27 protein-coding genes are annotated in these 20,416 nt (G+C 54.8%); 15 read left to right on the top strand and 12 right to left on the bottom strand.

The features are described 5' to 3' along the window. Nucleotides 1-75: 75 nt before the first annotated feature. The gene (locus HNQ36_RS24965) at nt 76-552 is read right to left on the bottom strand and encodes a DUF3237 domain-containing protein (RefSeq protein ID WP_184090408.1); all 477 of its coding nucleotides are present in this window, start codon (nt 550-552) and stop codon (nt 76-78) included. A 77-nt stretch (nt 553-629) separates the two neighbouring features. On the opposite strand from HNQ36_RS24965, the gene HNQ36_RS26720 reads away from it, so the two are divergent. Further along, complete coding sequence (locus tag HNQ36_RS26720; RefSeq protein ID WP_184090405.1) at nt 630-1,022, top strand: MerR family transcriptional regulator; 393 nt, start codon at nt 630-632, stop codon at nt 1,020-1,022. Between the two features lie 269 nt (nt 1,023-1,291). Here the strand turns inward: HNQ36_RS26720 and HNQ36_RS26715 are convergent, their stop codons facing one another. Beyond that, nucleotides 1,292-1,681, bottom strand: coding sequence for an NUDIX domain-containing protein (locus HNQ36_RS26715; RefSeq protein ID WP_430641413.1), 390 nt, complete (start codon nt 1,679-1,681; stop codon nt 1,292-1,294). A gap of 260 nt (nt 1,682-1,941) precedes the next feature. On the opposite strand from HNQ36_RS26715, the gene HNQ36_RS24950 reads away from it, so the two are divergent. Then, the gene (locus HNQ36_RS24950; protein ID WP_184090534.1) at nt 1,942-2,127 is read left to right on the top strand and encodes a transposase; all 186 of its coding nucleotides are present in this window, start codon (nt 1,942-1,944) and stop codon (nt 2,125-2,127) included. Nucleotides 2,128-2,177: 50 nt separating this feature from the next. Here HNQ36_RS24950 and HNQ36_RS24945 read toward each other — a convergent pair whose 3' ends face one another. Continuing rightward, nucleotides 2,178-2,537, bottom strand: coding sequence for a PRC-barrel domain-containing protein (locus HNQ36_RS24945; RefSeq protein WP_184090399.1), 360 nt, complete (start codon nt 2,535-2,537; stop codon nt 2,178-2,180). A gap of 216 nt (nt 2,538-2,753) precedes the next feature. On the opposite strand from HNQ36_RS24945, the gene HNQ36_RS24940 reads away from it, so the two are divergent. Both HNQ36_RS24940 and HNQ36_RS24935 read left to right on the top strand, forming a co-directional pair. Beyond that, nucleotides 2,754-3,605: a hypothetical protein gene (locus HNQ36_RS24940; RefSeq protein WP_184090396.1), complete on the top strand. Its 852-nt coding sequence runs from the start codon at nt 2,754-2,756 to the stop codon at nt 3,603-3,605. A 123-nt stretch (nt 3,606-3,728) separates the two neighbouring features. Then, on the top strand, nt 3,729-3,971 hold the full coding sequence (locus HNQ36_RS24935) for a hypothetical protein (protein ID WP_184090393.1): 243 nt from the start codon (nt 3,729-3,731) through the stop codon (nt 3,969-3,971). On the opposite strand, the gene HNQ36_RS24930 is transcribed toward HNQ36_RS24935, so the two are convergent. Continuing rightward, nucleotides 3,963-4,166: a cold-shock protein gene (locus HNQ36_RS24930; RefSeq protein ID WP_184090390.1), complete on the bottom strand. Its 204-nt coding sequence runs from the start codon at nt 4,164-4,166 to the stop codon at nt 3,963-3,965. The genes HNQ36_RS24935 and HNQ36_RS24930 overlap by 9 nt on opposite strands. A 269-nt stretch (nt 4,167-4,435) precedes the next feature. On the opposite strand from HNQ36_RS24930, the gene HNQ36_RS24925 reads away from it, so the two are divergent. Beyond that, nucleotides 4,436-5,947, top strand: a complete 1,512-nt coding sequence (locus HNQ36_RS24925) for a glucan biosynthesis protein G (protein ID WP_430641412.1) — start codon at nt 4,436-4,438, stop codon at nt 5,945-5,947. Further along, nucleotides 5,935-8,073: a glucans biosynthesis glucosyltransferase MdoH gene (gene mdoH, locus HNQ36_RS24920; protein WP_184090387.1), complete on the top strand. Its 2,139-nt coding sequence runs from the start codon at nt 5,935-5,937 to the stop codon at nt 8,071-8,073. Before HNQ36_RS24925 ends, mdoH begins: the two co-directional genes overlap by 13 nt. A gap of 146 nt (nt 8,074-8,219) precedes the next feature. On the opposite strand, the gene HNQ36_RS24915 is transcribed toward mdoH, so the two are convergent. Then, on the bottom strand, nt 8,220-8,642 hold the full coding sequence (locus HNQ36_RS24915) for a PRC-barrel domain-containing protein (RefSeq protein ID WP_184090384.1): 423 nt from the start codon (nt 8,640-8,642) through the stop codon (nt 8,220-8,222). Between the two features lie 435 nt (nt 8,643-9,077). On the opposite strand from HNQ36_RS24915, the gene katE reads away from it, so the two are divergent. Together katE and HNQ36_RS24905 are read left to right on the top strand one after the other, a co-directional pair. Beyond that, nucleotides 9,078-11,192 carry a catalase gene (gene katE / locus HNQ36_RS24910; protein WP_184090381.1) on the top strand — a complete coding sequence of 705 codons (2,115 nt, stop codon included), beginning with the start codon at nt 9,078-9,080 and terminating at the stop codon, nt 11,190-11,192. Between the two features lie 297 nt (nt 11,193-11,489). Then, nucleotides 11,490-11,630 carry a hypothetical protein gene (locus HNQ36_RS24905; protein ID WP_184090378.1) on the top strand — a complete coding sequence of 47 codons (141 nt, stop codon included), beginning with the start codon at nt 11,490-11,492 and terminating at the stop codon, nt 11,628-11,630. A gap of 25 nt (nt 11,631-11,655) precedes the next feature. On the opposite strand, the gene HNQ36_RS24900 is transcribed toward HNQ36_RS24905, so the two are convergent. The 4 genes from HNQ36_RS24900 to HNQ36_RS24885 all read right to left on the bottom strand — a co-directional run bounded on the left by HNQ36_RS24900 (nt 11,656) and on the right by HNQ36_RS24885 (nt 13,708). After that, nucleotides 11,656-11,988 carry a hypothetical protein gene (locus tag HNQ36_RS24900; protein ID WP_184090375.1) on the bottom strand — a complete coding sequence of 111 codons (333 nt, stop codon included), beginning with the start codon at nt 11,986-11,988 and terminating at the stop codon, nt 11,656-11,658. A 97-nt stretch (nt 11,989-12,085) separates the two neighbouring features. Then, a complete protein-coding gene (locus HNQ36_RS24895) occupies nt 12,086-12,289 on the bottom strand; it encodes a DUF6894 family protein (protein WP_184090372.1) in 204 nt (67 codons plus the stop codon). Nucleotides 12,290-12,932: 643 nt separating this feature from the next. Beyond that, complete coding sequence (locus HNQ36_RS26710) at nt 12,933-13,124, bottom strand: DUF3551 domain-containing protein (protein WP_184090528.1); 192 nt, start codon at nt 13,122-13,124, stop codon at nt 12,933-12,935. A gap of 98 nt (nt 13,125-13,222) precedes the next feature. Further along, on the bottom strand, nt 13,223-13,708 hold the full coding sequence (locus HNQ36_RS24885; RefSeq protein WP_184090525.1) for a YciE/YciF ferroxidase family protein: 486 nt from the start codon (nt 13,706-13,708) through the stop codon (nt 13,223-13,225). Between the two features lie 571 nt (nt 13,709-14,279). On the opposite strand from HNQ36_RS24885, the gene HNQ36_RS24880 reads away from it, so the two are divergent. The 7 genes from HNQ36_RS24880 (at nt 14,280) to HNQ36_RS24855 (ending at nt 17,230) form a co-directional block, all read left to right on the top strand. Continuing rightward, nucleotides 14,280-14,486, top strand: a complete 207-nt coding sequence (locus HNQ36_RS24880; protein ID WP_184090369.1) for a hypothetical protein — start codon at nt 14,280-14,282, stop codon at nt 14,484-14,486. A 233-nt stretch (nt 14,487-14,719) separates the two neighbouring features. Continuing rightward, complete coding sequence (locus tag HNQ36_RS24875; RefSeq protein WP_184090366.1) at nt 14,720-14,953, top strand: hypothetical protein; 234 nt, start codon at nt 14,720-14,722, stop codon at nt 14,951-14,953. Nucleotides 14,954-15,152: 199 nt separating this feature from the next. Continuing rightward, complete coding sequence (locus tag HNQ36_RS24870) at nt 15,153-15,578, top strand: hypothetical protein (RefSeq protein WP_184090363.1); 426 nt, start codon at nt 15,153-15,155, stop codon at nt 15,576-15,578. Nucleotides 15,579-15,833: 255 nt separating this feature from the next. Next, the gene (locus tag HNQ36_RS26000; protein ID WP_210312206.1) at nt 15,834-16,037 is read left to right on the top strand and encodes a hypothetical protein; all 204 of its coding nucleotides are present in this window, start codon (nt 15,834-15,836) and stop codon (nt 16,035-16,037) included. Between the two features lie 118 nt (nt 16,038-16,155). Beyond that, nucleotides 16,156-16,527 carry a hypothetical protein gene (locus HNQ36_RS24865; protein WP_184090360.1) on the top strand — a complete coding sequence of 124 codons (372 nt, stop codon included), beginning with the start codon at nt 16,156-16,158 and terminating at the stop codon, nt 16,525-16,527. A 61-nt stretch (nt 16,528-16,588) separates the two neighbouring features. Then, nucleotides 16,589-16,885: a hypothetical protein gene (locus HNQ36_RS24860; protein ID WP_184090358.1), complete on the top strand. Its 297-nt coding sequence runs from the start codon at nt 16,589-16,591 to the stop codon at nt 16,883-16,885. Nucleotides 16,886-16,912: 27 nt separating this feature from the next. Further along, nucleotides 16,913-17,230: a hypothetical protein gene (locus HNQ36_RS24855; protein WP_184090355.1), complete on the top strand. Its 318-nt coding sequence runs from the start codon at nt 16,913-16,915 to the stop codon at nt 17,228-17,230. 668 nt (nt 17,231-17,898) lie between these two features. Here the strand turns inward: HNQ36_RS24855 and speE are convergent. The 3 genes from speE to HNQ36_RS24835 all read right to left on the bottom strand — a co-directional run bounded on the left by speE (nt 17,899) and on the right by HNQ36_RS24835 (nt 20,263). Next, the gene (gene speE, locus HNQ36_RS24850; RefSeq protein ID WP_184090352.1) at nt 17,899-18,750 is read right to left on the bottom strand and encodes a polyamine aminopropyltransferase; all 852 of its coding nucleotides are present in this window, start codon (nt 18,748-18,750) and stop codon (nt 17,899-17,901) included. Next, complete coding sequence (gene speD / locus HNQ36_RS24845) at nt 18,747-19,292, bottom strand: adenosylmethionine decarboxylase (protein WP_184090349.1); 546 nt, start codon at nt 19,290-19,292, stop codon at nt 18,747-18,749. The genes speE and speD overlap by 4 nt, the downstream gene beginning before the upstream one ends. Nucleotides 19,293-19,567: 275 nt before the next feature. Next, on the bottom strand, nt 19,568-20,263 hold the full coding sequence (locus tag HNQ36_RS24835) for an MgtC/SapB family protein (protein ID WP_184090343.1): 696 nt from the start codon (nt 20,261-20,263) through the stop codon (nt 19,568-19,570). Nucleotides 20,264-20,416 lie beyond the last annotated feature (153 nt).

Below are 20,416 nucleotides of genomic sequence, written 5' to 3'. Positions count from 1 at the left end.
ACACGTCTCTGGATTCGAAATCGACGTTCCTAACTTGGAAGTTTGAATCACAGAAGCTCGGCCAAACACAATCTTCTAATTTACTTCGAAGACATCGTAAGCGACGCCTCCACCTTCGATAAGGCGGCCATTCCCGATACCAACAACCTTATTTAGCCATAGATACTTTTGATGGCCAGTCTCGAAGACAGGATTTGTACGGAAATAGTACTGCGACGGATCGATGAGATGGCGTGTTACTGGATTGGCGAGGGCAGGCAGGACCGCATCATCGAACCAGATTCTGCCGCCATAGCTCATGTGAATGATCGCATTATCGTCGCACAGCAGTACTATACGAGCGTCGACCACGCGAATTCCGTTCCGCGTTAGCATCCAGTCGCCGGTGCCAGGATTGATACGCCCTTTGAGGCGTTCTCCGTAAAAGCGTCCTTCGGATACAGCATTAAGCACGCGTCGTCCTAACTGGCCTTCGCCAGCGTCCAGTGATGGCGCGAGTGCTGCCTCTAGCGTAAACAAGTGCTGAAAAGCTGGCGGCTTGATATTGATCATTGGACCCTAGACCGTCTGGAGTTCTGATCGCCGTAGCTTACGTCTTCAAGCAGCTTGAACTTCAAGGAGAAAATAGCATGAGGATTGGAGAATTTGCGATTTTCGCAGGAACGAGTACCTCCACCGTCCGCTACTACGAGCAGATAGGACTGTTGCCTGCGCCGAGGCGTATCCGGAATAATCAGCGGCGCTATAGTGAGGCGGATGTAGCGCGGCTTGGGTTCATCCTGCGTTGCCGTGCGCTAGGATTCTCATTGAAACAAATTCGCCAATTCGCAAAAATTGCTCAGACGAACGGTGGTGCGATGGATCAATGCCGGAAAATCGTTCATGCTCGGCTGATGTCGGTCAGAGCGAGGATCGAAGAAATGAAGACGATGGAAAGGCGGCTCGCGGGATTGCTCGCAGATCAAGCCGCTACAGCCGGGTCAACGACCCCACGTTGTTCAAAATTGGCCGCACTTGCATAGCTACCTTTTCTGACAATTGCGGTTGGCTCATCGCGTCATTCGCTGCTCCGCAGAATTCAGTCAAGTTCGGCGCAAAGCGGAAATGAGCTGGGCTGCACTTGCAGTACCCGGTCTATGAGTACGCACCCTAGCTGGCTGGGTTCGCAGGAAAACTTGCCGAATGGCGAATCCAACACGCTAGGCCGTGTATTCATAAAATCGAGATTAATCAGCACGTTTTGAACGATGTCCGCTATCCGACGCTCTGCGGACTTAAACCGGACATCTGCTCAGGTCCGGAAAAGGCGACGCATTACGGCTGAAAGATCGGGCGGAAAAATCGTCTCAGTGGCTTGATCGACTTCATCACAAGACCACCATCTAAGCACCTGCATAGCCGCGCGCTCGTCATCAGTAACGGCATGGAGTTGAGGGTCGGCTTGGTCTAGCCGTCCCACAAAATACACGTCTGTGTTATTCACGAGAACATTCTTATGCGAGAACCGATCTACCGAGGTATGAACAGGTCCAGTCAAGGTAACGCTCACAGCCAGCTCCTCTTTTATCTCGCGTCGTGCAGCATCGAGATCAGTTTCACCCGCTTTGACACCCCCTCCCGGAGTTGCCCAAAAGACAAACGTCCCTCCGTCTCTCGCAACGGCAAACCGGATCAAAAGCACACGCCCAGCAGGATCGAGAAGTATTGCTCGTGATGACCGACGTTGAACGGGAACTGCCATACGCCCTGTTTATCTCCCAGCTTACTCAAGCGGCAACGTCCGAAATGGGTCCATTCGCGTCTCTACAGCAGCATGTCCGCTATCCGGCCCATCTCGGACCTGCAAATCGGCGTTGCGAACACTGAGATAGGCGTGATTCAAGCTCCCGAACGGGAGCCTCGAATGATGAGATATGAACTCACGGACTTTGAGGGGCTGCCATCAGGCCGTTCCTTCCGAACAAGCAGCGTGGCGTCCCGAGGGTCAATGACCGACGTGTCCTTAACGGCATCTTCGGGATACTGCGGTCAGGCGCACCATGGCGCGACCTGCCGGAGGGTTTGGGCCTTACACAACCTGCGACAACCGGTTCGTTCATTGGCGAATGGCTGGCATCTGGGACTTGATCATGGAGGCCCTCGCCGAAGCCCATGTCGGCAGCAACAACGAGCCGAATTCAGCCTGGCCAAGCTATGCCATAATAGTCATTCACTGAACGCGTCCTCGAAGCATCATTCCAATCCCACGCGTCGTCGTCTCCGTACTTTGGTGCGTCCTTGAGCTTTTCAACTGTCACGCCGGTACGATAACCGCTTAGGTTCGTATCGTATTTTAGAGACTGCCAAGGCAACGGATAGTGGTCGTCGCCAATTCCGAGGAATCCTCCGAAGCTGAGGACTGCGTAAGACACGTTTCCGCTTTTCTTGTCGATCATCACCCGCTCAATCGAACCGATCTTCTCATCATTGGCACCATAGACGGCGGTGCCCTCGACCTTGTCACTGCCAATCAATGCCGCTGTTTCGCGTTCTGCCATTAGAATCTCCCTGCGATTTCTTGAAAAAGCTGCCTCGTAAAGCGCAGCAGCTTTAGATTTCCGTTAGAACGCGGCGACCATCGGATAGTTCCAAGGCGGGCACCTATCCGCGGTGGAGCCCTCTTCGCAGTGCTTTGCTTCAAGAATTCCGGAACTCTCAACGCTCTCTGTCATTGATGAGCACCTCGATTGGAGGGAACTGCTGGGAGCGCCAACATGGAAAAGACTATCGACCTAAGAACATCTGTTACCGAGCTTCCAACATCCGGGGTCAGTTGGGCGGCCGTTCTGGCTGGTGCGTTGGCCGCACTGGCGCTCACCCTCGTGCTTCTATGGTTTGGGACCGGGATGGGATTTTCCGTCGTCTCCCCTTGGAGCGACTCCGGGGTTTCAGCGACCACCTTCAAGATTGGGACCGGACTCTATCTTGTCGTCGTTGCGATGATCTCGTCTGCCATCGGCGGACACATCGCCGGTCGCCTCCGAACGCCGTGGTACGGCATTCACAGCAACGAGACCTATTTTAGAGATACCGCCCAAGGCTTTCTGGCGTGGGCTCTGGCGTCCATCGTGGGCGCCCTGTTGCTGGCCTCCGCAGCAACCACCATCATCGGCAGCACGGCCGGCGGTCTTTCGCAGGGAGCCAGCACCGCAGCAGCGCAGTCCTCCGGCCCGATGAGCGGTTATGTGGATCAGCTTCTTCGCCCCGATCCGACATCAGCAACCGTTCCGGCCGGCGACGCGAATGACATCCGCGCCGAGTTGACCCGGCTGCTAACGTCAAGTTTCAGCACGGAGCGCGACTTGAAGCCCGCTGATCGCACCTATGTGGCTCAGGTGGTTGCCCGCCGCACCGCGCTCAGCCAGGCCGACGCTGAACAGCGCGTCAACGACATCGTGACGCAGGCGAAGTCCGATCTCGACAAGGCCCGCAAGGCAGCAGCGCAACTGGCGTTCTGGATGGCCGCTTCCCTGCTGGTCGGCGCCTTCGCGGCAAGCATCGCGGCGGCTGAAGCAGGAGCATTTCGCGACCGGAACTGGGGCACTGCCCCTTTCATGCAGGAGTAAAGCTCATGCCAATTCTGTTGTGGCTACTTGGAATTCCACTGCCGCTCATTCTGCTGATCATCTTGCTTCGTTAGTCTTGAATGGCCTTGCCAAATCACTGGCAAGGCCGTTCTTCGCGCGCGCATGATGGTCGACGTCCTGATCGCACTCAAGCTAGAGGATGCTTCGAGCCATTTCGTCGTTTGCCGCTGGCTGATGCTCGGCTTTGCCTTTGCGGAGCTTGGTCAAAGCGCAGAAAAGCGGAAGTTCCGCCGCCATACCAGAACAACACCGTACGTGGTTCGAACGGCTGGGTTTCCGAAGGGAGCCAGGGGCCGCCTCAATGCGGCGTTGTCTATGTCGGCGGTAGCTAAGCCATCAACTTAAGCGCAAATTCTCGGCGGATTCCTTGCCGCGGCTCGCGACGACGTCATAGCTGACTTTTGCACCCTCGCTTAGGTTGGAAAGCCCGGCTTTTTCTACAGCCGAGATGTGCACGAACACGTCCTTTCCGCCTGTATCAGGCTGAATGAAACCGTACCCCTTGGTTACGTTGAACCACTTCACAGTGCCCATAGCCATTTAGAATCTCCGAGTTGGAAAAGCCGCCATAGCAAATCTGAAAAATGAACAAGAGACAACGGTGCCCGCCAGCTCGAAACAGGCAAGTTTACCGAAACCGTGGCTATCGCCAAAACAGCATCATCGCCCTCAGCGCTGGACGGTGGCAGAAGCGATGCTGTCGGCAGCCCGAAGTCGTAATCGACCCGGAGCCCACAATCGTTCCCAGTATGGAACCAAGCAACCAAAAGATCGTTTGAGACTATTCGCAAATAGCGTTGGAAGCTCCCTTGAACCGACGACATTTCCTCGAAGCGGCCATGGCGGCGCCTTTCCTTTCCCCGATGCTGAGCCGGTTAGAGGCTGCGCCAGCAGCGGCGGTGTTTGAGCCGAGTATGGTACGCCAGGCGGCGCGTAACGCAGCGAACAAACCGTTTAAAGCTCCCGACAGCAAGTTACCGCCTACGCTGAAAGATCTGAATTACGATCAATACCGCTCCATTCGCTTCAATCCCGAGCGCGCGTTATGGCGCGGAGAAAAACTGCCCTTCGAAGTCCAATTCTTTCATAGGGGTTCGATCTATACGAGTCGCGTTGATATCTACGAAATCGTCAATGGGCTGGCGACTAGGATCCTCTACCAGCCCGGACACTTTTCTTTCGGAACCAACACGCCCGCAATTCCAGCAGAGACGGACATCGGCTTCGCTGGTTTTCGACTCCACGCTCCAATGAACAAGCCTGATTACTACGACGAAGTTTGTGTCTTTCTCGGCGCGAGCTATTTCCGGGCTGTTGCAAAAGGACAAACTTACGGCCTTTCAGCGCGGGGACTCTCGATCAATACCGGCCAAACAACGGGCGAAGAGTTTCCCCAATTCACGTCGTTCTGGATCGAGAAACCTGTGGCGAATGCCAGATCGATCGTTGTGCATGCATTGCTCGATAGCGAAAGCGCCGCGGCGGCCTATCGATTCACTATTAAGCCTGGAGAAGATACAGTTTTCGATGTGGAAATGGCGATCTATCCCCGAGTTGAGCTACAGCATCCAGGCCTTTCTCCGATGACGAGCATGTACTTCTTCGGCCCGAACGATCGTGGTGGCGTCGATGACTTTCGCCCAGCTGTACATGACTCGGACGGACTTGCGATTTCAAATGGGCGTGGCGAGATGCTTTGGCGCCCCCTCACCAACCCGCGTGATTTGCAGATCAGCGTATTCTCAGATCTCAACCCTCGCGGGTTCGGGTTGATGCAGCGCGCGAAGAGCTTTCTTGACTACCAGGATTTGGAGTCGAAGTTTGAGCGTAGGCCAAGTCTTTGGATGGAGCCGATAGGCGATTGGGGCGAAGGAGCGATTCATCTCATCGAGATCCCCACCAACGAAGAGATTCACGACAACATCGCGGCCTTCTGGCATCCAAAATTGCCGCTCCAAGCCAAGGGTGAGCATACCTACACTTATCGCCTGCACTGGGGTCCGGATGTTCCTACGCCCTCTCCCCTCGCGAAGGTCACTCGAACCGCCGTGGGTACGAGAAGGACGGACTCGAAAATTTTCGTGCTTGATCTGGCTGGCGCGAAACTAAAATCCATTGATCCGAAAATCGTAAGGGGTGTCGTTACTGCCGAGAAAAGGGAAATCAAAAATATCGTAACACAACCGAATCCCGAGACCGGTGGCTGGCGACTGAGCTTTGAGCTTCCAGTGAAGGATAAGTCTCCGGTCGAAATCCGCGCATTGTTGATGCAGGGTGACGAACCCGTGTCAGAGGTCTGGGTCTATCGATGGACACCCTGAGCGAAATAAATCAGACGCTTAAGTCCGGCGCGATAAGAGATCAAGGCGCATTCCTTCCAGACGAATCCCCACTTGAGATGCTCCCTCAGTCGCTGAAGGCGGCGCCCTTGTCTGCTCAGCCATCACCAGTCGCGAACATCGCAGCACGGCGCGCATTCATTCTTTTTGGAACAGCCGCCCTGACCCTGGCGGGTGGGTACGAAATGTATGAAGTACTGCGAGTGGGCGGTATTACAGCGCTCGAAGCTGCAGTATTCGCGCTTTTTGTTGTGCTTTTCGCCTGGGTCGCATTCTCGTTTATGTCGGCGATCGCGGGATTTATGAGGCTCATGGTTCGCGGCCGCGATGCGCTAAATATTGACGATAAGAGACCACTGCCGTCCATCGGGAGCAGCAATGCGATGTTGTTACCGACATACAACGAAGATCCTCATCGGATCGCGGCTCGACTTCGCGCCATGTGCGAGTCCGTCGATCAGACTGGGCACACCTCTAAGTTCAATTGGTTCATTCTAAGCGACTCTACAAGTCCTTCCATCTGGATCGAAGAGGAAAAGGCCTTTCTCGAACTCCGGCGCAATTTTGAAGCGGTAAGGGTATTCTATCGCCACCGCCCGCAAAACACTGCCCGGAAATCCGGAAATATCGAAGACTGGGTCAAACGATTTGGCGCAAAGTACGACCACATGATCGTTTTGGATGCCGATAGCCTTATGACCGGAGATACCATTGTGCGCTTAGTCGCGGCAATGGAAGACCATCCCAATGTCGGGCTTATTCAAACGCTTCCGATCATGGTGAATGCCACGACTTTGTTCGCACGTTTGCAGCAATTCGCGGGACGGCTATACGGCCCATTGATTGCTTCTGGTATCGCGTGGTGGCACGGCTCTGAAAGCAATTACTGGGGGCACAATGCCATCATCAGAGTTCGCGCGTTCGCAAGTAGCGCGGGCCTTCCTGATCTACGCGGAAGGAAACCGTTCGGCGGCTACATTTTGAGTCATGACTTTGTTGAAGCGGCTCTGATGCGGCGCGCGGGCTGGGGTATATTCATGGCTCCAACTTTGGGCGGAAGCTTTGAAGAATGTCCGCCATCTCTTATCGATTTTGCCGCCCGTGACCGTCGATGGTGTCAGGGCAATCTGCAACATGTCGCGTTACTGTCCACGCGAGGTCTTCATTGGATTTCCCGCCTGCATTTCCTGGCTGGCATTGGCTCCTACATTACTGCGCCGCTCTGGTTGATATTTCTGCTACTGGGCATCCTGATCTCGCTGCAGGCCCAGTTCGTTCGACCCGAGTATTTTCCAAAAGAGTTTTCCCTCTTCCCGCAGTGGCCGGCTCAGGATCCGATCAGGGCAGCTTGGGTCTTTGTTGGTACGATGGGACTGCTCCTAATACCCAAACTCCTGGCCTTCATTCTCCTTCTTACCCAACGTGAAAATCGGCGGCGCTTTGGGGGAAGCATTTTTGTTTTTGTCGGCATCATTTTTGAGACGATGTTATCGGGATTAATGGCGCCGGTAATGATGATCTTTCAATCATCGGCCGTTAGTGAAATTCTACTAGGAAGAGACGCGGGCTGGCAGGTCCAAAGACGTGACGATGGCGGAGTTGGGCCTAATGAAATAGTTCGCAAATTTGCGATGCCAACGCTCGTCGGCGTAGGAATGGCTGCAAGCGCCTACTCCGTCTCGCTACCGTTGCTTGTCTGGATGACACCAGTGATCTTAGGACTGTTGCTCGCAGTTCCAATTGCGTTTTTGACATCGCAGCGTCGAACTAAAGGCGTGCCATCGAGGCTATTCAGCACTCCAGAACAAAACACCCCACCCCAGGTGTTGATCCGCGTTAATCAACTGACTGCAGCCCCGTCGAAAATCAGCGAGGATCCAATTCGCGAACTGCGCAACAACAGGCATCTTTTGGAAGAGCACGTAAGGAATCTCCCCGCGGTGATGCGTGATCGTGGAAAGATCGACCCTCACCTCGCGATTGCCCGCGCCAAAATTGAAGATGCGCGATGTTTTGATGAAGCGTTGGAGTTCTTGGACTCTCGCGAGACGTATTCGGTGATGAATAACCCTGTCATTCTGACAATGGTTGTGAATATGGGAAAGTGAGCTCTCAATTATCTGCAGGCCATCGGCCTATGCGGACCTGTTCTTTTTGCCTCTAACAAGTTCTCGCGGCTCAGGCTGCAATTAATACTGGTCAACTTGTCGTACAAAAAAACCCCGCCGGAGCGGGGTTCTCATTTGACGCCGAGTTAGTATTTAAACTGCGGCATCGCCTTTAGCTGATCCTTCGTTGTATTCAATACCGCACGGTCGGGATACCACTCCTTAGTGTTTGACGACGTCGTTCCCGTCGTTGTCTTGCCCGCTTCATTGGAAAACTTCAGTTGGTTCATGGGCACTGCCACCAAATGTTCGCCCATGCCAAGAAAGCCTCCTACACTGACGACGGCGCCTTCGACGCGGCCCGATGAATCGATAATCAGCTCGCTGATGTCGCCGACCTTTTCATTAGCTTGGTTATAGACGTTGACGCCGATGACTTTCGAAGCTCGCCACTTGCCCGCTGCCGCGATGGGGGCAGCAGCCGCGGAAGGGGTATTGGCAGGAACCTGCGCCATTGCGAAGGGTGACGAAAGCGAAAAAGCGATAAGTACCGCAGGAAAGATGCGCATAGGAATTCTCCATAGGGTGATTTCCTATCAACTTGGATCGTCAACGATGGTTCCACACTGCAACTGGATCTAACACAACCGATCCTATGGTCCGCGCCAAATCCCTCGAGCATTACGAAATCCCAAGATCGGCTGTCTCAAGTGCTGGGCGAATGAGCTCGGATATATGGATGCGGTGAAGCTGCTCGATGCCACGCGGAATGAAGAAAGAACATCGACGGCGCGCTTTCGCCGCTTGCCGAGACTGAGCTCAGTCTTCACACGGAAACGGTGCTAACCGCGTAAGGGCCGACTTCGCCCGCATGTGCGTCCGCCAACCATGCTGCGGCGCAAAAGAGCATCCCTCAATAATTGACGGCATGATCGGCTCCCTTCCAGGGAACGACGTCGCCCCCACGGGATTGGCTCGCAGTATTAACCCTAGGGACAGTAATTATGGCAAAGGCTCCCAAGAGTTCGAACGGGACGACAGCAACGATTCACGAGCAAAAGCTCACCCGCGGAGCCGGAGGCGAACTTCACCAGTTGGCTCAAAAGGGCCAAGATCTACTCACGACCGCGCAAGGCGGGCCGGTTTCCGATGATCAAAACTCTTTGAGGATCGGACCTCGCGGTCCCAGCCTGCTTGAGGACTTCCATTTTAGAGAGAAAATCTTTCACTTTGACCACGAGCGCATTCCGGAGCGCGTCGTTCACGCGCGAGGTTATGGTGCACATGGTTTCTATGAAAACTACGGATCGCTCGCGAAGTATACACGGGCCGACCTCTTCCAACGTAAGGGCGAACGCACCCCAGCCTTTGTGCGCTTTTCGACTGTCGCCGGAAGCAAGGGATCGGCTGATCTTGCTCGAGACGTTCGCGGTTTTGCTGTCAAGCTCTATACCAAAGAAGGTAACTGGGACCTTGTCGGCAACAACATTCCAGTCTTCTTCATCCAGGATGCCATCAAGTTTCCCGATATCATTCATGCTGTGAAGGAAGAGCCAGATTGTGCATTCCCTCAAGCGCAGTCGGCCCACGACAGTTTCTGGGATTTCATAAGCCTCACTCCCGAGAGTATGCACATGATCATGTGGGTCATGTCGGATCGCGCAATCCCGCGGTCCTTCCGCTTTATGGAAGGCTTCGGCGTCCACACCTTTCGGTTAGTTAATGCGAAGGGAGAGTCTACGTTCGTCAAATTCCATTGGAAGCCGAAGCTCGGCCTTCAATCCGTGATGTGGAATGAAGCAGTCAAAATAAACGGTGCAGACCCCGACTTTCACAGGCGCGATCTGTGGACCGCTATTCAGTCCGGAAACTTTCCCGAATGGGAGCTGCAGATCCAACTTTTCGACCAAGAGTTTGCGGATAACTTTGAGTTCGACGTTCTGGACCCAACTAAACTTATCCCAGAAGAGATTCTTGCGCCGGTCCCCGTCGGCCGACTGGTCCTCGATCGCATGCCCGACAATTTCTTCGCCGAAACCGAGCAAGTTGCATTCATGACCCAGAATGTGCCGCCAGGGATCGATTTCTCAAATGATCCGCTCCTGCAGGGCCGCAATTTCTCGTACCTCGACACCCAATTGAAGCGACTTGGAAGTCCAAACTTTACTCACCTTCCGATCAATGCGCCGAAATGTCCCTTCCATCATTTTCAACAGGACGGGCATATGGCTATGCGCAACCCGGTGGGCCGCGCCAACTATCAGCCGAACTCTTTCCAAGAGGGTCCTCGAGAATCGCCAGATCGCGGATTCACTCCCTTTGCCGACGTTGAAACCGGCGCAAAACGTCGGCTTCGTGCCGAGAGTTTTGCCGATCACTACAGTCAAGCTCGGCAGTTTTTCATTAGCCAGACACCGCCCGAACAGCATCACATCGCCTCTGCGCTGACGTTCGAACTGAGCAAGGTCAAGACGCCCGTAATCAGAGAGCGGATGGTGTCGCATCTTTTGAATATTGAAGAAGGCCTGGCTGACGAGGTTGCAACCGGGTTGGGCTTAAAGAAGATACCAAAGCCAGCGGACGCCGCTGTACCGACGCGTACGGATTTGGACCCCTCACCCGCCCTGAGCATACTCACCAAGGGCCCTGATCGTTTCGAGGGCCGCAAGCTTGGTATCCTTATTACTAATGGGACTGATGCAGCCCTTCTAAAGGCACTTCAAGGTGCCTTGACGAAGCAGGGCGCAACGTTCGAATTAATTGCGCCGAACGTTGGTGGGATAAGGGCAAGTGACGGCAATCTTGTCGCGGCGGATCAAATGATCGATGGGGCTCCATCCGTGCTCTACGACGCCATTGCTTTGCTGCCAGCGCACAGTGCAATGGAAAGCCTGTTGGCAGAACCCACGGTTCGCGACTTTGTCGCCGATGCCTTCGCGCACTGCAAATTCATCGGTTACGTTGCTGCTGCAGAACCTCTATTTGCTAAGGCAGGAATTGCAGCACTTGACGACGGATGTATTGCGCTCGCAAGGAACAAAGACATCTCTGGCTTCATTCTTCATCTAAGCAAGCTGCGACTTTGGTCGCGCGAGCCCATCGTGAGCATGCGCGATTAGCGCCCCACCATGTCGAATCAGTGCATTCTACCTGAGCTATGTTCCCTTGGGAGCCATTGCGCCGAGTGCGCAATGATTTTCGCTGGCATGCCCGACGCCTTTCCAATCGGCTGGAGATATTTCCAGTCGATAAGAAGGTCGGGAACGTTAAGAACAAGGGCGCTGAGCTGATATTTCCGCTAAACGGGTAATCGTCTCTCAAGCCGAGCTATTTTATACAGACTTCGCCCACGTTCTGTGCTCCGCTTTGGCCGGTGGGTCAATAAGATCAAATCAACCCGCGATTTGGAGGACGCCATGAATACGTTGCTTGTCTGTGCGGGACTGTTCGCTCTTTCGTTTCTCGCCATCTGGGTGTTCTGGTTTGTTGAAAAACTGCGGGGGGACAGTGCGCCGAAGGTCGCTAGGTTGGTGGAGCCGATCGTTCCTCGTCGCTGAGTAAAAAGGAGCCATTGAGGCGGCTTTATTTCCTCAGGTCACGCTCGGCATCGCGGATCTTGGCCCTGATGTCACGACCGGTGCGGACCTGAAGGCCAAGCTCTCTCGCTTTTCGCAGAACGCTGGACGAGCGCTTTTCACGACCACTTGAATCCGGATCATCGACGCGCCTGACGCGGCAAGCGCTTTCAGCTTGTCGATCTGTTCGGGGGTCCAGCTTCTCGACGTGATGCGCTCTATCGCGGCCATTTAGGTTCCGGCAGGTGGTTTCACGGCCTTCAATGGGCGACTTAAGCGGATCGGCGTCACACTTGGCAAATTCGTACTTGATCCGCTTGTTCTTAAGAACCGACTTCATCTCGGCGCCGCAGTGCCGGCAACGCCTAACACGCGTGAAACACAGCAGACGGACACGTTAGTTCCGCGCGCTATTTTCTTTCGCCTTTAACAAAACTTTACCAGAGAGGATTCGCAAATTCGTCGGTTACTTCGAGGCGCCAAGGTCGTCCGAGTGCCAACTTGCCGTCCAGATCCTTGATCGTTTCGCCAGCAACTTTGGTCGCCTCTTCCCAAGCCGCGTCACGATCCGGCAGCTCTTCGCCTTCGTGATCCCAATGCGCATCCGAGCCGTGGAAAATATTGAAGTAGTATCTTGGCATGACGACCCTTCCTCGGCTGCTCTAAGGAGAAGCAGATGGTCGTGTTAAGTTTCATCGTGGCGTCGCCGGAACGGACTGGCACTTGAGTCCGCGTTGCGTGGAGTGCGTCCGTGTCTTGGGAAACCCGGCTTATCCGGCCTATAGCACCCGTGAAGAATGCGCGGGCACTACGTCCTAGCCCTCCCCAAATCGCAGCAAGACGCGCCCCACGTCGTGGCCGGCGTTTAGGCGATCATGTGGCGGCGGATTGCCAGGTGCCGGACCTTGTGGCGCAAGCGGCCGTCGCTCATATTGTGCACGGCCCGCCGAGATCCTCGGGCGTGAAAAGCCGGATCGACCATGGATAAAGCAAAAACCACGACCGTTAAGTAATCCAGCGCGTTTCGAGAGAACGCCGAGAATTGCCTGCAACTCGCGGAGGCTGCGAACGATGAGATCAAAGCGAAACGATACCGCCGAATGGCGGAGGCGTGGCGTGCCCTCGCCGACGAACAGGACTGGCTCGATGGCGAAGCGCCTCTCGAGCGGCCAACCTGACGACTGGACGCCCGTGCCGGATCAAAAGCTGGGCTCCACATTGGCATGACGGACAGCCAGAACAAAAAAGCCGCGCCACCAGAACGCGGCGCGGATCAATTTGCGACTAGCGCGGCGCGTTGTTTCTCACGCATGTACCCACAGTTCCCGACAGAGCTGCCTGACACTGTTTGAGGCTGGTATACTTGCAATCACCCGGCCCCCGGTGAAGTCTGGAGGCAGTAAGTGTATCCGCCCGCCTGTCCCGTAGTTGCTTTCTCCCGCTTGCCGGTACTTTGCGCCATTGCGCTCGTTGCAGAAATCGCCAGCGTGCACGCGCTTACTAAAACAAATCTCATCATCTCGCTCTCCTGCTGTTTCCTGCTGGGCTGCAATACGAATCGCGACCCTACGAGATTACATTTCGGATTCGGCATCGATGTTGACAACCGACTTGGCTATGGCCGTTAACGCCTTGTCAGTGGCAGTTTCTTCTTTCAACGTCGCAGTGAGCAATGATGCGGCATCGGACATTCCCAACTCTTCCGCCCAAGTTCGCAACGTGCCGTATCGCGAAATTTCATAATGCTCCACCGCCTGCGCGGCCGCCAGTAAACCAGCATCAAGCGCCGGCATTCCCTTAAAGTCTTTCATGATCTCGGCGCCCTCTTCCGTTATGCCGTTGATGGCCGCGCAAGTTTTTCCGCGCGGGGGTTTGCCTATGATTTTGAACACACTCTGCAGCCGCTTAACTTGCCCCTTTGTTTCCCTTTCGTGCTTGACGAAAGCGGCCTTCAGTTCCTTCGACTGAGCTGCTTTAGCCATCTTCGGCAAGGTTTTCAGAATCTTATTCTCGGCGAAATAGATGTCCTTGAGTGTTTCATGGAATAGATCAGCAAGCATTTTGGGTTTCTTGGCCACGGATCCCTCCCTCGGTTACCTGCGACAAGAAACGATAATCGAATTGGTTCCATCGCGGCTGGCCTCCAATGCAGGTACACTTCGCGAGCCGAGCGGGTGCCCCCGATGCCACGCCCCACCAGCACCTCGTTGACGTTCACTGCGCATTTCAACCGGCCGGTGATGTACCGAGGCGTCCCGGCCAGAAACGACCGCAGCGTCAAGTCGATGTCACGCACGGCCCGTCGACGTTGCAGCGTGGATGCAAGCCCGCGGCTTCTGCCGGAGCAACAGAGACGAACCAACAAGCGCGATAAACGCGAGCACGCCAAGGAAGCGCACCCGCTACGATGCAGCCAGTCATGGATAGTCCTTTCGGCGATGGAACGAACATTAGGGCTGGAGCTTGAGATTCGCCGTCCTCGATTTCGTGACGGCAGGTCCGGTCAGCCCTATGCCGTAAGCCGGCTGGCCGGGCTGATCGCGAAGTAAGACTGATTGGTTAGGTTAAGGAGCGAGATCCGTTGCTGTGCGTCTGCCGCCGGTTGCAAAACTGCTAGAGAGCCAAATTCTGATGGCCGCAAAAAACAAGCATTCTCCCCGTCTTCGCGACCGGCGCGATTGGGCCACGATGCTGGGGCGGCTGGAGCTGGAGCTGGAGCTGGAGCTGGAGCTGGAGCTGGCGGAGGTGCGGGCGGTGCTGGAGGGGGCGCGGGCGGCGGAGGTGGCGACCGGTAAGGAGACTTCTGCGCCAACCTTGCCGGCGGCTTCGTACTCCTGATCCAACTGCTGCTTCGCGTCTGCCGGCTCCATCCTCATCGCCGGCCTGTGGCAGTGGGTGGACGCGCGGCTCGAATCTGGTGCGAGGCTTCAGGCACTCGGTCGAATCAGACACGGTGCAGAAACGGCTCACTCGCGCTGGCGTTCCGACGATTGTCGCTAACCTCCGAATATTGTGTGGAACAGAAACTGAGGAACGGCGTTCCAAGTTCGTGACTACGGATGGAGGAAACAATGAAGAAGTTTCTCATTACAACGTTGATTGTCGGATTTTCTGCAAGTGCATTTGCTCAGACGGCGGTAGTGAGCGAGTACTACGTAGTACGAGATGCGGCGACGAAAAAATGCACGATTGTCGATAAGAAACCTACCACCACAACGACAACGATCGTTGACAATGGCATCTTCAAGACCCGCACCGAAGCTGAAGCTGGAATGAAGACGATAAAAGTGTGTACCGAGAACTGAACCTACAGGCCGACATATAATCGAGAGCTTCAGAACTCGCCCGGAGCCGCTGTGCTGTTGGGTGATTTTGTTTCGAAGATTCATTACGGTGCGCTTTGCGGTGCGGCTATAGCCCATCGCAAAGCGCACCTTATCTGCGGCACAAGCCGCCCTTTCTCTTTTCCACGCGAAACTCGGTCGCGTTCTCTCGAGGAAAATGATGCTTTACGTCCGATACTTTGTCTTGGTTGGCGCCGCACTATTGGGCGTATTGTTTGTCGTTGATGGCTATCTGCCTGGGCCAGAAGCGATGCGTAACCGAAGGGAAATCGACAAATCAACCATCAGAATTTTCTCCACGGCGAACTCTCCGGAGAAGGTCGTTATCGACACCACGCTTCCAACCATTATTGCGCAGGTTCGCGAAACCACAGACGTCAAGCCCGCGGCACCACCCCCCATTGCGAAGTCCTCGAGAGACGCTCTGGCACAAATTATTCCATCACCGAGACCTGTGATGAAGGCAATCCCTCATAAAAACCAGACCCGCCGCATAACCGTTACCCGGCGCCCAGTCACTGGCAAAATGCGAGAAGCCTCTTTGTCAGAGCAGCCGTCATACTTCTTTGGGGACTGGTTTCGCTGAATGGAGGCAGTGAGAGCACCTTACATCGGCTGGGCGGTTTCGTCGGATAGCATGCATATCCTTGCAAAGGGGGGAACATTGGCTGGCTCACACAATTGAAAGGGTAAGATTCTTGGAGGATGCCATGCCCATTGATTATCCGAAGCAGTATTTCCAACCGATCTTCTTCAGCCAGCGGCGCTTTTTTATTTGTCAGGTATGGTACAGACGGATAGTTTTTGAGGACTAAGCTGCGCTTGGGTTGAGTACTGGGTGATGCCCAAGAAACTTTCTCTCGAACTGAAATGGAAGCGTCTTGCCGAAGAGGCTAAGGCGGAAGCGGCCAAACTACCTTATGGCCCCGAGCGAGATGCATTGCTCAAGAAGGCTCGCCAACTCGAAACCGCCATGCACGTGAATGGGTGGATATCGTCTCCTGGGCTACGGCCTCCCGTCGATCTGACGAGGTTCAAAGAGTAGCCACCTCCCCATTGCGAAGGATGAACGGCGCGCCTGTCGCAGGAGCATCCAATTGCGGTGAGATAGAACCGGAAGCTTAACTTCCCTTTTGAAAGCTATTAAGGTAAAAACCTAATTTATGGCGAAATCAGTAACGGCGAAACCTGGTAAGCGCGGCCGACCCGCGACTGGCAAAGATCCTTTAATGGGATTCCGCGCTTCGTCTGTCATTCGGGCGCGCATCGTTAGATGGGCTGAAACTCAGCCGGACAAGCCCACACTATCGGAAGCCATCCGCCGACTTGTTGAAATTGGTCTTAGGGTAAAGGCCCCCACCAAGGGTGATAACGAAAGCAAAAAAAATAGAGCGAAGGAATTGGCTGGCACCGCCATTGACAAGATGAGCGACACGACCGCGAGCCCGGATGACAAGGTTTCCCGTAAGGGGCAGCTGATAAAAGGGCCAGAAGAGTTTCGCGAAGCGCGAGTAGATCGCACGAAGCGAAAATAAACATCAGCTCTCGATCAACTGGCGAGCAATGGAATGACCAGCTTTGCAAGAAAGGCAGCAAGTGAGTATTGTTCGCGCAGTTTATGTCCTTGAGATTTTGGAAAAGCCAACTCTAGCCTTTGAAGCGACTTCTTATCACGAGGCGAGATCACTCACCAAAGAGGAGTGGCTCCGAGAAGAATTGGCTCGACTACGATCTAATGGTTCGCCTATCTGGGATGGAGAAACCAAACTGACGGTCCGACGAGTTGAGGAAGGCGAGAAACAGTTGTTCGCGGAAGCTTCTGAAAATGGGCGGCCGACTGATGTGGACGAGTTATTTTTTGTGTACCTGATCGAGCTCGATGGTGATGAATGATGACGCGCCGGATAAGGTTCAAGCCGCATGAATGATCTTCGCGAAGAGCGTGTGTTTTGGCGCGAGCACTTTTTTGGGGAAACGTTTGATTTTAGATCTAGAATTCTGTTCTGGAGATTTGATGGCTGCGTCTTCGTTGACTGCACATTTATGATTGACCATGCGACCGAGCAGCTCGCATTCACGGAGTGTACGTTAAAAGATTGCAGCATTGATCATATCGATGCGGATGAAGTGCGCGGCTTGATCGCAAGAGATAATTTTTTCGATCGTCCACTGAACGAGCGAAAGGCTGATTTTGACCGGCGATTAGCTGCGGCATTGAGTGCCCGCAAGGAGATTTAACAGTCAGTCTTTCGGCGAGGTCCTATCTACCTGCGGTGTGCGGCACATGCTTCCGACCGCGACCTATTAGCGGTGCGTCGTCGCGGCTCGAGCGGGTAACGATCACAAGGGACCGTCCGCTTCTGCGGATAGTTGCAGACCGAACAATCGCTTTTTTCGGTACGCGCGTAGCGCTCTTATCGTCAGGGCTGAACGCGCCCGAGACCGAGATGACTGTCCGGCCTGGCCCTCCGTTATCTGAAGGTCCGAACCAATCGGGGTCACTGTGCCATAATGAGCAGGGCTCATTAATCCGGCGCGGGTCATCCAGCCATCCAGCGCGAATGATGAGCCACAGCTCATCACGACAAGCTCATTGCGGGCTAATCGATCGCCTGGGTAGCTTTTTTCTTAGACTGGCGATCGCGAAGCTGCCTTGGCACCGCCGGATGCGTTTTTGAAGCCGTTTCCGCGGAAATCAATCAAGAAGCGCATCTAGCCGACCGAGAGCCGCTTTAAAACGTAATCCAGGCTTATATTTGCGAGCACCGGAAAGGTTATGCTGACGCCACATCCACCGATTCGTTGGGGAGCCGAAAGGGATCTCCAGACCCCCGAGGTGGGATTGCAAACTTACCGTCGTTGCTATCACTCCCCGAGAGACACCCTGAGCATCAGAAAGATAAGGCTTACTGCCCGGGAGTGACCATGGCCCTACCTCCCCGCAACAATTCGAACGCCGCCCGGTGCGTTCCCGGCTCATAATACTTCGTCGTAATTGCCACATTTTCGAACCGCGCACGAATCGTCTCGATGCATGGCGATAGCGAGTATCCCGCCATCGATGCCCCCCTCAGCGCAATCATCCCCATTGGATAGCTGGGTACTGGAGCAATGTAATCCTGCAGCTGTCCGAACACCGACATGAACGGCCGCGTGTCAGCATCCTTCGATTCAGTCCAAAACGGAGGTGAACCGCTCTGGATCACGATCATTCCAGAGCTACGAAGCCGCAGAAAACATCTCTGATAGAATTCCTGGGTGAACAATTTCGCCGCAGCCCCAACAGGATCAGTCGAGTCAATCAAGATGAGATCGAAGCGCCGCTTGTCCTCGGCCAGATATCTGTAGGCATCGTCAATCAGGATATCCGCGCGATCGTCCAGGAATGCACCGCCGGATACCTCGGGGAAGAAACGCCGCGACAGTTCAACGACCTCGCTATCGATCTCAACCATTGTGACTGAATCAACCGGATGCTTGAGCGTTTCACGCAGGCAGCCGCCATCCCCGCCTCCCACGATGAGAACGTCTTTGACGTCGCCGTGAGCGAACATCGGAACATGCACAAGCATCTCATGATATATGTGATTGTCCCGCTCGGTGATCTGGATTGCGTTGTCGAGCGCCAGCACCCTTCCAAACACCGGCGTTTCGAAAATCTGGATTTTCTGAAATTGTGTCTGCCTTTCAAGCAGAAAATCTGTAACGGCGATGCGCTGGGAGAATCCCGGATAAAGCTGTTCCTGAAACCACTTCATTGCTGAATCCCCCGCCGGTGCTCACTGATCGAAATGAACTCGGGCCGCAGCGCGTCCCTCAACACTTGAGCCGCCTGATATGGATGGGCACCGCCACACATGAATATGTCGGCGGCGGCGAATGAATGCTCGGGCCAGGTATGAATCGAAATATGGCTCTCCGCCAGCAAGGCCAGACCGGATAACCCTCCGCCACACGTGAAACGATGGAAATGAAGATTGAGAAGGGTGGCGCCGGCGGCATCCACCGCCGAACGAAATGCCTGCTCCATGGCTTCCACATCGTCCAGCGACCGGGCGTTCCATAGATCGAGCAAAAGATGCGTGCCGGCGAAGCGAAATCCGTCGCGCACAACCGGCGCGCCCGCATCGAACGCAGGCACCACACTCTTCGCCCGAATGGTCTCCCGGTCATCCAGCCCAATGCGTTCGGTAAAGTTCAACGTATCCTGCACATCTCTCTCCTGTAACAATCCCGGATTTTTCGCTCCGTGCGCTGCAAGCGGGTTCGTGAAACCCGCAACCGAATGCGCGCGCTTCATCCAGCCCTCGCGCAAGCTGCATGCTCACGCCTTTGATTTCGGTGATTTGCGCCGCATGGCAAGTGAACGGCGAATCGAAGCGCGACGAGGCTTCCGCATTTGCAGCTTCGTGGGCGGTGCTCCCGAAATCGCAGTCCCTGCCATATAGGACGGAGGATCGCTGGCGGGGAACGACGACATCGCGCCCTCCATGAATGAATCCTCGGTGGTGACAATCAGATCATTCTTCATAGACGAACCTCCACAGTTGATGACGTTGGAACATAAGCGCGCCTTTACTCGTTGACGGGCACAATCCGGAACTCCAGGATCTCCTTCACTCCTCTCAAATGCCGCGACAGCTTCTCGGTATTGCGAAGATTCTTGCCCTTGATGATCATGCGGTACTCGAACGTCTGACCATCGTTCATGAGATGCTGCGAAAGATTCGCGATCTTGAAGCCGTGGGCTCCAATCAATTCACGCACTGATGTCTCCGTAATCACGTTTTCACGTTTGAACTTAATCTTGTGGTCCACATAGAACTCGCGCGGCAGGTACTTTTCGAGCGCGCGAAATCCAGACAGCACGATCAGCGTGACAGTGGCTCCGGCAATCGCGGGAACGTAGAATCCAATGCCGACAAGGATGCCTATTGCTGCGATGACCCAGATCGACGCCGCCGTCGTCAGGCCGCGCACCGTGGGGCTTTCCTTGAAAATGACGCCTGCTCCGAGAAATCCGATCCCCGTCATGATGCCCTGCGCCATGCGTGTCGGGTCGGTGCTAATTGCATTGGCAGGAACTTTCGTGACCCATCCGGTCTGGAACACGGTAACAAGCATCAGAAGCGCGGACGCGACGCAGACGAGCGTGTGGGTCCGGAAGCCGGCAGGTCGCCCATGAAAGCTTCGCTCGAACCCAATGGCTGCGCCGATTGCGGACGCGACCAGAATTCTCGTCAAAATGATCACCGTTTCGTCGAACATCATGCCTCTTGTCTTATCGCAACAGCGCCGTTCAACGGCACAAGCGCCGTCAACTGGATCGCCAGATGCGATGCCAGTTGACGGCGTCTTCGTTGTCATCAAAATTGCAGACAGCGACAGCTGTCAGTCTAGACGTCGCGGGTCGCCGGATCGGCA

Origin of the sequence: Afipia massiliensis (assembly GCF_014203115.1) — a bacterium.
Lineage (GTDB): Bacteria > Pseudomonadota > Alphaproteobacteria > Rhizobiales > Xanthobacteraceae > Afipia > Afipia massiliensis.
Note: the sequence above shows the minus strand (reverse complement) of the source record. Positions and strands in the feature narration are given on the sequence as shown.